This window comes from Fulvitalea axinellae, assembly GCF_036492835.1.
Lineage (GTDB): Bacteria > Bacteroidota > Bacteroidia > Cytophagales > Cyclobacteriaceae > Fulvitalea > Fulvitalea axinellae.
In genome coordinates this window covers 743,654-757,547 of the sequence record NZ_AP025314.1, presented here as the reverse complement: position 1 = coordinate 757,547, position 13,894 = coordinate 743,654, and the positions used below count along the sequence as shown (strand labels likewise).

Here is a 13,894-nt window from a genome sequence, read left to right as displayed (position 1 = left end):
AGATATTCCATAGCAAGCAGTCTCTTTACGCTTTACTTTTTACTCTGTACCCAACTTAAAGTTTGATAAGGAATTCCGTTCCGATATCGATCTTGGATTTGACGGAAATGGAACCGAGATGTTGGCGGATAATCTGCTGAGAGAGGCTAAGGCCGATTCCCGAACCGTTTTTCTTGGTGGTAAAGAAAGGAATAAAGATTTTCTCCAAGGCTTCCTCGTCTATGCCCTTTCCGTTATCCTTAACGGAGATAAAAGTATTGCCTTGCAGGTCTTGTTTGGCGGTCATCCATATTTTCGGCTCTTTGACTTCGGCCAATGAGTCTATGGCGTTTTGCACGAGGTTGATCAGCACTTGTTGCAGCTGTCCGGGATCAACGTGGGCGGTAAGCGGAGTCGGCACCACGTCTACCGAAATATCGATATTGGCTTCGGAAATATCGTGAGCCAAAAGCATCCGGATCTGCTCCATAAGCTCGCCCAGATCCACCAGCTGTAGGTTGGGCTTGGGAATGTGCGTCATGCTCCGGAAATCGTTGACAAAGCGGATAAGGCTCTCGCTTCGGCGGTGGATGGTTTGGACGGCCATATGGATATCTTCCAAATCCTCTTGCTCCATCACCTTTCCGGAATTCTCTTCCAGTGCCTCCACGGATTGTAAATGGTGCCGGATTTCCTGTTCTACAGTGTTGGTAAGCGACGAAATCGGTGTGACAGAGTTCATGATCTCGTGCGTCAGCACCTGCACCAGCTTTTGCCAAGCTTCCATTTCGTTTTGCTCCAGCTCAAGCCTGATATTCTGTATGGAAACGAGTTTGAATGGCTTTCCTTCTATCTCAAGCTCGATGACAAAAATAGCCAAACGAATGGCTTCATCTTCTATCTCGATAGTCACCAGTCCCCTTCCGCCCGTTTTCAGGTTTTTGAACTGCTCCACCATATCGGGGCTAATATCCTTGAGCTCGTCCAGAGTTCTGAGTCGCTGGATTTTGAATATTTTCCGGGCGGCATTGTTGTAAATATGGATTTTATCCTGATCGTCAAAAGTGATGAGTCCGATTCCGGCGTGTTGGACGATCGTTCGCAGGTAATTATAGCGGTTTTGCCGTTTTTCTTTGGCACCGGAAGCTTCGATGACCATGTTGGTCAAATCTCGACGGAGCTCGGCGGTTAGGCCTGTTTCGTCGCCGGTATAGGGTTTGGCATTGCCGAAACCCTTTTCGCGCAGTTCGCGAAAAATCATAGAAATGTCGCGCTGGATCTTGTCTATGAAGCCCACAAGCGCAATGGCTTGGATCACGGTAAGTCCGAGCACGAGTATAACGGTGATCGACATCTGTCTGTCGATCACCAAATACGCTAACAAGAAAATAGAAAGGGCAAGTCCGGTGATCCGTAGGGTGACTTCGGTCTTGAACTGCCTGTTTTTGTTATAATCCATGTTTCTCTAATCTACGATAGAGCGATGCCCGGGTAAGGCCCAGCTCTTTCGCCGCCTTGGAAATGTTGCCGTTGTGCTTACGGATGGCTTTGCGGATAACATTTCGTTCCACTTCGTCCAAGTTGAAGCTCTCTTCGGCGCTTTCCTCATATTCGCCACCTTGCTGCAGGAAGAAGAAGTCTTCCGGCTTAAGCGTATCGCTGTCGCTCATGATTATGGCCCGCTCTATAGCGTGCTGCAGTTCCCGGATATTGCCGGGCCAGGCGTATTTTTTCAGTTTGCCAAGGGTAGAAGAGCCGATCTTCATCGTCCCCTTCTGGTATTTTTCGGTATAGGTTTTTACAAAATGCTCAGCCAACAACGGAATATCCTCAAGGCGTTTGCGCAACGGAGGCAGGTGGATTTCCACCGTATTGATCCTGTAGAGCAAATCCTGACGGAACGTGTTGGTCTGGACCATATCGTAAAGCGGCATGTTCGTGGCCGCTATCAGGCGAATATCCACGTTGACGGGACGGTTCGAGCCGACAGGCGTGATCTCGCGACGTTGCAAAGCCGTCAGCAACTTCGATTGGAGCGGCATACCGAGGTTTCCGATCTCATCGAGGAAAAGCGTTCCGGAATTGGCCGCTTCAAAACGACCGATTCGATCGTCTTTGGCATCGGTAAAGGATCCTTTTTTATGGCCGAAAAGCTCACTCTCGAAGAGGCTTTCGGTAACGGCGCCCATATCCACATTGACAAAAACGTTTTCTTTCCTTCTGGAACGATCATGCAACGCTTTCGCGATCACTTCCTTACCCGTACCGTTTTCTCCCAATATCAAGACATTGGCGTCCGTCTCCGCCACCTTGTCTATAATCGAGAAGATATCCTGCATCGCCTGGCTTTCGCCGATGATGTCTTTGTAGTTATGACGGACGGTTTCACGAAGCTGTTTGCCTATGCGGGCTTTCTTGCCTCCTTCGGCTTTCTGTGTTTTCTTTAGCTTTTCGGCGGCCGCAAGCGTCGCTATCAGCTTGTCGTTTTGCCAAGGCTTAAGTACAAAATCAGTCGCCCCCTCTTTCAGTGCTTTCACGGCCGTTTCCACATCACCGAAAGCGGTAATCAGAATCACTACGGCCGACGGATCTTTTTCCAGAATCTGTTCCAGCCAGAAGAAACCTTCCTTGCCGCTGGTAATATCCTGACTGAAATTCATATCGAGCAGAATCACGTCATACTCGTAGTTGTTGAGCAGAAAAGGGATTTTCTTAGGGTTCTTTTCAATCGTGACCTCTTTGGCGTGACGTTTGAGCAACATTTTGGCCGCGAGGAGCACGTCCTCGTCATCATCAATAATAAGGATCTTTCCTAATTCTTTGTCCAATTTCATACTTGTTAGTGTCAGTAGGGTAAATTGTCTAAAACAATGCCAGTGAATCGGCAAAAAACGGCTCTCCGGCACGGTGTTGGCCCTTACGACCTCTGAGCCCGACATATAGGGAGGCTAAAAAAAGGGACTGTCCGGGAAATTCGGTTCCAATATATCAAAAAACGAACGGATTCGGACAATAAAGTGTCCGAATATGGACATTCGATAAGTGGGAGAACTAGACTTTTTCCGGCCGAATTAATTCGTACATTTGTACTCGCTGACGCAAAGGTTGCGCTCAGGTTATTGGAATAAAGAACACGATTTTAATGGCAACTGCAAAAAAAGGGGACCAAGTCCAAGTGCATTACACAGGCCGTTTGACTGACGAAACAGTATTCGACTCGTCGGAAGGCCGCGAACCTCTGGGATTCCAGGTAGGTGCGGGCCAAATGATCAAAGGCTTCGACGTTGCCGTTGAAGGTATGGCGATCGGCGATAAGAAAACCGTTACCCTCGCTCCTGAAGAGGCTTACGGAGACCACCGTCCGGAGCTTATATTCGACGTAAAGAAAGCCGACCTTCCAGCAGACCTTAAGCCGGAAGTAGGCCAGACGCTTTACTCTCAGACTCCACAGGGCCCACAGCCTTTGAAAGTGGTAGAGGTAAACGACGCCGGCATCAAAGTGGACGCAAACCACGCCTTGGCTGGTAAAGAGCTGGTTTTCGATATCGAGCTGGTAGCAATCGGATAATCCGATACCCCATAGAATTTTCGGCCCCGGGAGCTCGGCTTCCGGGGCATTTTTTTGCCTTTCATTTTTCTTTCTCCCCTCGCTGAAGTACGAAATCGAACTTTTCGGCTTTGTAGAAGTATTTTTTTTATGCGTTTTGTAGCTTTGGCCCAACTGCCTTAACAAAATACCTTAACTAAAATGAACATCATCCTTTTTGACGATCCGGATCTGCGCCGGTCGTTGATGCCGATGACGTATACCCGTCCTGTGGCCGGAATGCGTTGCGGTATCTTGACGATCGGTGAGAAATGGTCGAAACGAACAGGAGCGGATACCTCATTCCTTACGGAAAGGCATCTTAGCGCCCTGTTTCCCCTAACCCTGTCGGAAGACAATCTGCTGGTGAATGGAGCCTTGTGTCCAGACGAGAAAATTCTGGAAGCGACTCTTGGACTAAAAAGCGGAGAAGCGCTTGTGGATGGAAAAACCGTGTTGGCTTTTCGCACAGAAAACCAACAAGTCGGTAGCTTTGACGGGAAACATCTTCCCGAAACAGCGACAAAGGTTCCTTACACGGATCCGTACCGACTGATTCGCACGCCTTGGGATATCTTCACCCACAACAGGGAACAAATTAACGCCGATTTCGCCGTGGTTACCGCCGGACGTAAAAGTCAAGGCGTTAATGATCCGCATACGATTGTGTACGGAGAAGAAAACCTCTTTGTAGAAGAAGGAGCCAAGATCCGATCCGCGATAATCAACGCCGAAGATGGCCCCGTCTATATCGGAAAGCGGGCCGAAGTGGAAGAGGGAACCATAATCCGCGGGCCTTTCGCCATGTGCGAAGACGCGAAAGTGCATATGGGATCGAAAATGCGGGCCGACACTACACTGGGACCTTACAGCAAAGTGGGCGGAGAAGTCAGCAACTGCGTAATCTTCGGTTACTCCAGCAAGGCGCATGACGGATTTTTGGGAAATTCGGTACTCGGCGAGTGGTGTAACCTCGGCGCCGACACCAACAACTCTAACCTGAAGAACAATTACGCCAACGTAAAAATGTGGAACTACGGAAAAGAGACTTTCGTGGACTCAGGCCTGCAGTTTTGTGGATTGGTGATGGGCGATCACGCCAAGGCGGGGATCAACACCATGTTCAACACCGGAACCGTAGTGGGCGTTAGCGCCAACATTTTCGGAGCGGGGTTTCCCCGAAATTTCGTCCCCTCTTTCTCATGGGGCGGACACGGCGGATATTCGACCTACAAGCTGGACAAGATGCTGGAAGTGGCCCGAATGGTCATGGCTCGCCGGAACAAGGAATTGACCCCAGCGATGGCCGAAATGCTGAAACACGTTTTCCAAGAGACTTCGAAGTTCCGAGTTTGGGACAACCACTTGGCCAACTATTTCGCCAAAGGCTAAAAAGCATTTGGTTGAACATTAAAAAAGGTCGCCCAAAAATGAGCGACCTTTTTTGCTTGTCCCGAATTCACGAAACTAAATTACGGCTTAGCGAGAAGCCGACTTTTTCGATTTTTTACCTTGGCTCTGCATAGGGTTAGGTCTTTTGCCTCCTCTGCGCTTATACAGCTCGAAACGCGAAGGCAAGTTGCGACGCGGGAAATAGTTATTGTTCTCGTCGATGTCGGCGGTTTCCCTGAACGGATCGAGTACCACGGAAGCCACCTCTTTCTCACGAGCGAACACCTTGGTCACCTGACGGTTGTTCCTACGCCAGATTTCAGCCGGAATACGAACGATTTCGTCGCTTCCATCTTTGTATTCAAACTTCAGGATAATCGGCATCACCATTCCGTCATTGTTATTCTTGAAGGTGATTTCGTAATAGTTCAACCCGTTTTCGTAAAGCTCCTTTTCCTTGGCACTCAAGCTTCTCACGAATGACTTATGCCTGGATCTGTCAGAAGACTTAATGGCGAAACGCTTGTAGTCCGTGTTGTAAAAATCGTTCAGGCTACGGTCTTGTCCTGTGGCCGTAGGAACACCAAGCTCATCGTTACGGCGAGCCGACAAGTTGTTTACGTCTTTTTCGTAAGCTTCTCTACGCTCGGCTACTTTCTCGTCCGGCGTACGGCTGTCCATACGGAACCACTCCACATTCTCTACAGAAAGATCGACATGCTTTACGCTGTAGAACCAACCGTTCCAAAACCAATCCAAATCCATACCCGAGGCGTCTTCCATCGTACGGAAGAAATCCTGCGGTTTCGGGTGTTTAAAAGCCCAACGGCGCGAGTATTCTTTGAAGGCGAAATCAAACAGCTCGCGACCCATTACGGTTTCGCGAAGGATGTTCATGCCGATGGCCGGTTTGCCGTAGGCGTTGTTTCCGTATTGCTTCACGTTATCGGCGGCGGTCATGATCGGGCACATGTCCTCCTTGTTACTCTTCATGTAAGGCACGATCTTGTAAGCGGGCCCGCGACGCGAAGGATAATCCCTCTGCCACTCCTGCTCCGAAAGATATTGTACGAAAGTATTCAGTCCTTCGTCCATCCAAGCCCACTGGCGCTCGTCAGAGTTGATGATCATCGGGAAAAAGTTGTGGCCAACTTCGTGGATGATTACCGAAATCATTCCGTATTTCAACGACTCCGAGTATGTTCCGTCACTCTCAGGCCTTCCGTAGTTGAAGCAGATCATCGGGTATTCCATGCCACTGCTGGCCTCTACCGAAATCGCTACTGGATATGGGTAAGGAATAGTGAATTTCGAGTAAGTGCGCAATGTGTGGGCCACCGTTTTGGTAGAGTAACGCTCGTAAAGCGGGTTGGCCTCTTTCGGATAGTAAGACATGGCCATAACCTTCTTGCCTTCGATATCCACTCCCATTGCGTCCCAGATGTATTTACGTGAGCTACCGAAAGCGAAATCGCGCACGTTTTCGGCTTTGTAGATCCACGTCTTACGCTCTTTTGAACGCTTTTTCTCTTTCTTGGTCGCTTCGGCTTGGCTAACGATAATCACAGGCTCGGTGGCGGTTTTCGATTTTTCGAAAAGCTCAAGCTGTTTCGGTGTCAAAACTTCCGACGCGTTCTGAAGCTCGCCGGTAGACGCTACGATATGGTCGGCCGGAACGTTGATATGCACTTCGTAATCGCCAAAAGTCAGCGCGAATTCGCCGGTTCCGAGGAACTGCTTGTTTTGCCATCCTTCCAGGTCGTCGTAAACGCACATGCGCGGGAACCACTGCGAAATGGTGTAAAGGTAGTTTCCGTCTTTCGGAAAATACTCATAACCGCCACGGTATCCGTGCTTGATCCTGTCGATGATGTTGTACGACCAATCAACCGAGAAGGTAACCTTGTCGCCCGGCTTAAGCGCCTTCGGAAGGTCGATCCGCATCATCGTCTTGTTGATGACAAAAGGCAAATCTTTGCCTTGGGCATTGCGTACGGACGCGATATTCAGGCCGTGCTCGCTGGTTTTTCCGATGATTCTTTCCAATCCTCTAGCCGACATTTTCTCCCTGATGCGGGAAGTCGAAGTCAACTCGCTATCGGCGCCGGGGCGCTTGATGTTCTCATCGAGTTGGAGCCAGAGGTAATCGAGCCTATCCGGCGAATGGTTGGTGTAAGTAATGGTTTCCGATCCTTTGATCCTTTGCTTGTCGTCGTCAAGCTCAACTTTGATCAGGTAATCGGCTTTCTGTTGCCAATAGGCGTGGCCCGGAGCACCGGAGCCCGTACGGTATGCGTTTGGTGTGGGGAGGGTTGTGCCCAGCTGTTCGAACTGCCGGTCCACCTCCTGAGCCTGGCAGATGACGGCCATCAAAACGGCCATCAGCGTCAGTAAGTGATTTTTCATCTTTCGTCCTTGCTGTTTGACTAAATACTTGATTATTGTGCGTTCTTGAAATATGCGAAAGACGGAAGTCTTTCACAAGTAAAAAGATGCGGCTAACCGGTATTATCTTGTCAAATGGTCGGAATCCGGGATGAGTTACCAGAATTTTGCGGCTACGGCCAAGGAAACGGCCAGCGCTATTACACCTGAAGAGACGCCAACATTCCATTCCCTACGCTTAATTCCACCCAAAGAAACCAGGATGTAAGAAACGAGCAGAAATACGAGAACAATCACAAGTTGCGCAACTTCGATACCTAAGTTAAAGGCTATAAGCTCAGAAGTTATGCTCGACGATTTCCCCAACATGCTTCGCAGATAGTTCGAAAATCCCAACCCGTGGACCAAACCGAAAAAAGTAGCGAAGAAGTAAGAAACACCGATTCCGTTATTTGCTCTTGAGTACGGATACGGCCCAGGACTGGACTCTTTTCTAAAGAGATTCACCACCGCGGTGATGATAATGGTAACGGGAATCAAGAATTCGATGATATCAGACGGGAAGCTCACAAGCTCGAAAGTGGCCAAAGCCAAAGTAATCGAGTGCCCCAGCGTAAAAGCCGTTGCCAAGGCAAACATTTTTTTCCAATCTTTCAAGGCGTACACAGTACACAAAGCGACGATAAAAAGTAGATGGTCATATCCATTTAAATCAAGAATATGCTCAATGCCCAGTTTAAAGAAAATTTCGAATTCCGACATTGTTCCGTTTTATTTGCGAGTAAGAAAAAACATTCCACCTTTGGGAAGGACCAAGCATTAATGCCCACATGTAAGGTCCAGTAGCTATTTTCTGAAAATATACACAAAATTACACTTTCATCCTAGCCATGGCCTTAGCACTGACACATTGCATTTTTTTGATATTCTCTCACGCATTTCATGTTTCCGTCACAGACTTGTCATGGAACCGGGAAAGCGGACGTATCGAGATCTCCACTCGGGTATTTATCGACGATCTAGAAGACGCTATATCCAAAAACCGGGAGAAAAAGCCTGATTTACTTAACAACTTTGAAAGCGAGGGCGAAAATATAGGCAGGTATATCTCAGCTCACCTTTCGCTAAAAGCTAAAAGCAAAATGCTGGACTTGGAGTATGTAGGCGCAGAAGTGGAAGGCGACGCCCTGTGGATTTATATGCAAAGCCAGAAAGTAAGAAAACCAAAAGACCTGGAAGTGACGAACAAAGTACTTATGGAACTCTTCTCAGACCAGCAAAACATTGTCCACTACACCTACGAGGGCCAACGCAAGAGCCTAAAACTAGATAAGGACCAAGCCTCCGGCCAATTCACTTTCTGAACGGGAATTCGGCAAACTCCTCCCAACGCTCGCCATTATGCTTGAGCAAACACAGCTTGTCAGCCTCAAAAACTCGTTCATATTCCCGGCCTTGGTATGCGGGCTTGGCCTCGTGAAATTTCGCCTTTTTCAGATCCCGAAAACCAATAGTCATGTGCGGATGAAAACCTCGCTGTTTATAGTCCGCATTCAATAAATTAAGGTTAGTCCGCATGGCCTTGGCTACATCGTATTGTAGCTCGTTTAAAGCTTCGTTTTTTTCTACATTGACAAAAATCACTCTTGGCTCGAAAAAGTCAAAACCGGTGAGTTGAATAGAAAAATTCCGGGTACGCCCCGCCACATCACCCAAGGTTTTCGTTAATGTTTCCAATTTTTTCTCCCTCCATTTAAAAGGCATATGAAGCGTAATATGAGCGGGCGATCGCAACGCCCCTTTGGATTGGTAACGTTCCGCGATTTCTTCTTTCAACGCCCAAACTTCCTCCCTAACCGGTGTCCCCGGGATCAGCGCCACAAAATAAAGCGCATTGTCGTCTTTTCGTTTTTCAGTCATTGACCGAATTTAAGTTCCTCACGCTTCCGGGACAAGCCTCGATACGGATGCGTGTCAAACAACGTAAGGACAATGTAGTTCTAAGTACGTGTCGGCGGCAAATCGGCGACAACGGGTCATGTGCTAAGGATAAGACGAAGAGATATGAGAATCCGGGTTTTGGTTTTGGCGGGAATGTTCGCGATAGGTGTATTGGCATCCTGCAACAGTGGAAAGAAGAAAGCGGAGAGGGACGATGTTGCGATCTCTATCGGGCAGAACAAGGACATCAAGTACCTGGCCGACGCTACGGTTGATATAGAAACCAATACGGTCGCCGTGCCGTTTACGGGTGGCGCTTTGGCCAAATACAAAGTAGACCGGGGAAACGGTTGGCAAAACGAATGGATGCTGTTTCTGAGAAGAGTGGACAGAAGCTTGATGCTTCTACCGCCAGTCACCGACGAAGACCGCACTAGGCCTAACCATAATTTTCAACCAAGAATCGCCTATTTGGTAAGCGACGGGGAGACCATAAAACAGGCAATGCAAACATATCTTTCGGAGAAATATCAGGAACGGGACAATTTCCTCGTGGACTTGAAAGCCGACATCTTTATAGAAGGTGACAGCAGTTGGGGCCAGATGACAATGGTAAGCATAAAACATCCGAGAGATACCGGCGTATTCAAATTCAGGAATATGAAGGTCGTGGATTTAGGCAAAGTCTACTTCACGGACTAAGCAACTCAGGTTATACACCTTCAAAAACGGTCTTGGCAAAAGCGATATACAGAAAAATCGTAATCTTCCGAGACCGTTTTTTTAGTTATCTATGGCGATTTTTAAGTTTTTTCAGAATTTATGACTACTTGGGCATTAGGGTTAACACCGTTTTTTTGTCTACTTATATAAAAGATGGTCTCTACTTCCTGTTTTTTTAAGGTTCATACACGAATGTAGGGAATCGATACTCAGGATGTTTTTTGACCATGTTTGTCATTTTCTTTAACTGTACTTTTATGCGCACTATTTTAAAATTAGCGTTGCTTTTCGCTCTGCCCACAGCCATACTCTTGTCGTGTAGCGAACCCAAGGAGCCGAAAAGTTTTAAGCCGGGCCAACTTTGGCCTGACAATAACGGAAAACACATCAACGCCCACGGCGGTGGAATCCTTTTTCACGAAGGTTCTTATTATTGGTTTGGAGAACATAAAATCGAAGGCGAAGCGGGCAACTTGGCGCAGGTGGGCGTGCATTGTTACTCTTCCAAAAACCTCTATGATTGGAAAGATGAGGGTATTGCTTTGCCCGTAGTAACCGGCGATCCCGACCATGACATAGCCAAAGGCTGTATCCTCGAACGCCCGAAGGTGATTTATAACGCCAAGACAAAGAAATTCGTAATGTGGTTTCACCTCGAATGGCCGGGACAAGGCTACGCCACAGCCAGAAGCGGCGTAGCCACTAGCGACAAGGTTACGGGGCCGTACACATTCGTAAAAAGCGTAAGGCCAAACAAAGGCCAATGGCCAAACAACGTCAGCGAAAAAATGAAAACCGGCGGTGTGCCAGAAAGAGTCGCTTCCATGAAATTTACGGGAGGCGAAGTGCCCGAACATCCAGACAGCCTAAACCTATTGGCCAGAGATTTTGAAGTGGGACAAATGGCCCGCGATATGAACCTCTTCGTGGATGATGACGGAAAAGGTTATCACATTTATTCTTCGGAAGAAAACAGTACGCTCCACATTTCTCTTCTCACCGATGACTTCTTGGATTACGAAGGCGCCTATGTCAGGGAATTTCCAGGAAGATTTATGGAGGCCCCGGCTCTATTCAAAAGAAAAGGAAAGTACTATCTGATAGCTTCAGGATGTACTGGATGGAGACCAAATGCGGCTCGGTCGGCGGTAGCGGATAACATATTGGGGCCATGGCGGGAACTCAAAAACCCATGCGTGGGAGAAGGTTCCGACTTGACTTTCAAATCGCAAAGCACTTATGTGTTGCCGGTAAACGGCAAGGAAGATGCGTTTGTCTATTTGGGAGACAGATGGACACCGGAAAACGCTATTGACGGCCGATATATTTGGTTGCCGTTGACGTTCGAAGGAGAACAACCCGTATTGAAATGGGCAGACTCTTGGGATCTAAATTTCTTTGATAAAAAGTAAAAGGGTTCGCACAAAAATAACGACGGGCATTCACATGATTTCAAATCAATGCGAATGCCCGCCGTTCTCTATTTTATCGAAAAACCTATTTTCGAACGATTCATATTTTTGGAGCCTCAACGGCTTCCGGGTGTTTCTTCAGCATAAAAACCTTGGCGTTAGCGTCGAAACGGACTTCTTCGTACATCATCGGGAAGAGCCATAAGCCACGGTGATCGATTACGCCGTACTCTCCATCTTTACCCACCTTAATCCAGCGTTCACCTATCGGTTCGGCAAAATCAAACCTAGTGGAAAGTACGTGCTGTCCCTTGGCGTTGAAGAATCCGTATTTCTTTCCTTTACGGACAATTCCGCCGCCCATTACCTTTTGGACTTCGTCGTATTCCACCGGGATCACATAATCGCCGTCTTTATCCACAATACCAAATGTATTTTCCTTTCTGACCTTAGCTGTTCCATAAGTAAAATCCCACGCTTGATCAAACCAAGGTTGCACGACAAGCTTTTCGTTTTCATCGACAAATCCCCATTTGCCCATCAAACGAACAGCGCAACGCTGGTTTACGCACGAACCCACATCCTCGTAGCGATACGATATACGCATACGCCCTTGCTCGTCATAAAAACCATATTTGTCTCCGACTTTCACCCCTACCCAATCTCCTGAATACGGCTTCAAGTCCGTCACGTTCAAGCGTCTGCTTAGCGGCATTTTATAATCATCGGCCAAAAGCAAACGTTCCTTACCAGCTTTACGGAGCGCAAATGCGGAACCGGCTCTCAGGGTTCTGATTTTCTCATACTCCTGCCATACAATCCACTGCCCCTTCCGATTCACAAGGCCTTGTCTTCCTTTTTTGTCTGTAACCAAATAGCCTAACGGATGAGCCTCCACTTTGTCTTCGGAACTGAAAAGTTCTTTGCCGGCCGGTGTCAATAACCGGAATTCCCCTTCATAAAGTATCTCATAATTTCCGGCGACAGTATCGTATTCCACATCGCCTTCACGCGGAGAAAGCACCCATTTCTCTTGATTGTCAAGATAACCTTGCTTGCCCCAATAGCCGACTTTGAAGAGCCCCTTACGCTTGTGGTAAACGGAGTCGTACTTGCAACTGATCTTCTCAAGGCCGTCTTGCCCGTACACACCCCAAAAACGCCCGCGTTTGACCGCGATATAATCACGGTTCAGCACTCTGAAATCACTAAAGCCTTTCGGGCCTACAGCTTTTCCTTTTGAATTAAGAATATCAATAACATAACGTCGAGAGCCGTAACGCTTGGCAAGCATAAACCCTCCCTGACGGATAATCTGATGATATTTGGCTTCGGTCATTTTGTTTCCGTCACTATCCATCAAACCGAAAAAAGCGCTGTCGCGGTACACCAAAGCTCCATAGGCCACATTTCCAAGCTCAGAAGCTACGGCCCCGCCAATTTCGTCGGCCTTGTCCGATAACAAAAACATTCTGTTGCCCCTCACACCAAGGTAAAAGCCTTCCCCCGCCGGCGAAAGACTGTCCATCAAGCATGAACCCAAGACTGACTTCTCCGGCGTTTTAATCTCCCATTCCGGAAAAGGGAGAAACAAGCTGTCGGCTAAGTCGATCTCTTTGTATTTGGGCTGTAAAGCTATTTGGCCTTCGTCAGTTACTACGCCAGCCATCCCGTTTTGGGTAAATACCGCTTTTTTTCCAAAAAATACTCCGAGGCTATCCGCAAAAAAATCGGAAACCCTTTTTCCGTCACGACCAAAAATCGCTTCTTTTCCTTCACTGTTCTTAACCGCCAAATATCGGCGATCCAAATCCCTGATTCCACGATAGAGAAAAGACACTTTCACTGTTCCTTTAGTATCGAAAGCACCGTGGAGATACTCCAAACCTACCTGTCTGCGCCCCAGAAGCAAATTACCCGAGGCTTCCAAATCCAGGTACTCAAAGGCTGAAATCTCTTCGCCTTTCACACTAACCAAACCCTGCAGGTTAAGACCATTCGGGCTTTTGCGTTCAGCCACCAAAATCCCGTTGCGAAAAGGTAAAAAACGCTCGTATTTCGCTGAAGTAAGACGTTTGTTCCTTAGGTTTACCAATCCCCATTTCCCGTCTTTTCTATACGCTACCACTCCCTCCCACACGGCCGGAACTTTGTCGTCGGCCCAACCTAAGTCCTCGTATTCAGCAGGAATCAGAACTTTGCCAGACGCATTGGAAATACCTTTTTTTCCATGGTCTTCAAAGACTTTATAATCTCCCGCATTGGCGCCACAAGCCAAAAACGAAAGCATAGAAAACACCATTGCCAATAACGAGACAGCTTTGCAGTCTTTGAGAGAGTTGTGGCGCAACACCTTTGATTTGCCTGAAACGAAGGTATCTTTATCCGAAAAAGTCATGAGTTTCATATCTGTATCAAAGGGCCGAAAGTAGCCTCGGCCCATTCGTTACAAACTAGTCAATTCTTCTGAAACCCC

At 47.8% G+C, this 13,894-nt stretch carries 11 protein-coding genes; 5 read left to right on the top strand and 6 right to left on the bottom strand.

The window, feature by feature from the left end; all coding sequences use genetic code 11:
• Nucleotides 1–55: 55 nt before the first annotated feature.
• Together AABK39_RS03150 and AABK39_RS03145 are read right to left on the bottom strand one after the other, a co-directional pair.
• Complete coding sequence (locus AABK39_RS03150) at nt 56–1,438, bottom strand: sensor histidine kinase (protein WP_338393465.1); 1,383 nt, start codon at nt 1,436–1,438, stop codon at nt 56–58.
• Complete coding sequence (locus AABK39_RS03145; RefSeq protein ID WP_338393464.1) at nt 1,428–2,813, bottom strand: sigma-54-dependent transcriptional regulator; 1,386 nt, start codon at nt 2,811–2,813, stop codon at nt 1,428–1,430. Before AABK39_RS03145 ends, AABK39_RS03150 begins: the two co-directional genes overlap by 11 nt.
• 308 nt (nt 2,814–3,121) lie before the next feature.
• Between AABK39_RS03145 and AABK39_RS03140 the strand changes: the two genes are divergently transcribed.
• The gene (locus tag AABK39_RS03140; RefSeq protein ID WP_338393463.1) at nt 3,122–3,547 is read left to right on the top strand and encodes an FKBP-type peptidyl-prolyl cis-trans isomerase; all 426 of its coding nucleotides are present in this window, start codon (nt 3,122–3,124) and stop codon (nt 3,545–3,547) included.
• A gap of 180 nt (nt 3,548–3,727) precedes the next feature.
• Nucleotides 3,728–4,957, top strand: coding sequence for a GlmU family protein (locus AABK39_RS03135; protein ID WP_338393462.1), 1,230 nt, complete (start codon nt 3,728–3,730; stop codon nt 4,955–4,957).
• An 87-nt stretch (nt 4,958–5,044) separates the two neighbouring features.
• On the opposite strand, the gene AABK39_RS03130 is transcribed toward AABK39_RS03135, so the two are convergent.
• Both AABK39_RS03130 and AABK39_RS03125 read right to left on the bottom strand, forming a co-directional pair.
• On the bottom strand, nt 5,045–7,363 hold the full coding sequence (locus tag AABK39_RS03130) for a M1 family metallopeptidase (protein WP_338393461.1): 2,319 nt from the start codon (nt 7,361–7,363) through the stop codon (nt 5,045–5,047).
• Between the two features lie 135 nt (nt 7,364–7,498).
• A complete protein-coding gene (locus AABK39_RS03125) occupies nt 7,499–8,104 on the bottom strand; it encodes a HupE/UreJ family protein (protein ID WP_338393460.1) in 606 nt (201 codons plus the stop codon).
• A 128-nt stretch (nt 8,105–8,232) separates the two neighbouring features.
• On the opposite strand from AABK39_RS03125, the gene AABK39_RS03120 reads away from it, so the two are divergent.
• Nucleotides 8,233–8,706, top strand: coding sequence for a DUF6702 family protein (locus AABK39_RS03120; RefSeq protein WP_338393459.1), 474 nt, complete (start codon nt 8,233–8,235; stop codon nt 8,704–8,706).
• On the opposite strand, the gene AABK39_RS03115 is transcribed toward AABK39_RS03120, so the two are convergent.
• On the bottom strand, nt 8,696–9,262 hold the full coding sequence (locus AABK39_RS03115; protein ID WP_338393458.1) for a 2'-5' RNA ligase family protein: 567 nt from the start codon (nt 9,260–9,262) through the stop codon (nt 8,696–8,698). The two genes, AABK39_RS03120 and AABK39_RS03115, sit on opposite strands and share 11 nt — an antisense overlap.
• A 144-nt stretch (nt 9,263–9,406) precedes the next feature.
• On the opposite strand from AABK39_RS03115, the gene AABK39_RS03110 reads away from it, so the two are divergent.
• Both AABK39_RS03110 and AABK39_RS03105 read left to right on the top strand, forming a co-directional pair.
• A complete protein-coding gene (locus AABK39_RS03110; protein WP_338393457.1) occupies nt 9,407–9,985 on the top strand; it encodes a hypothetical protein in 579 nt (192 codons plus the stop codon).
• A gap of 278 nt (nt 9,986–10,263) precedes the next feature.
• Nucleotides 10,264–11,418, top strand: a complete 1,155-nt coding sequence (locus tag AABK39_RS03105; protein ID WP_338393456.1) for a glycoside hydrolase family 43 protein — start codon at nt 10,264–10,266, stop codon at nt 11,416–11,418.
• Nucleotides 11,419–11,518: 100 nt separating this feature from the next.
• On the opposite strand, the gene AABK39_RS03100 is transcribed toward AABK39_RS03105, so the two are convergent.
• Nucleotides 11,519–13,825, bottom strand: coding sequence for a WG repeat-containing protein (locus AABK39_RS03100; RefSeq protein WP_338393455.1), 2,307 nt, complete (start codon nt 13,823–13,825; stop codon nt 11,519–11,521).
• Between the last annotated feature and the right edge of the window lie 69 nt (nt 13,826–13,894).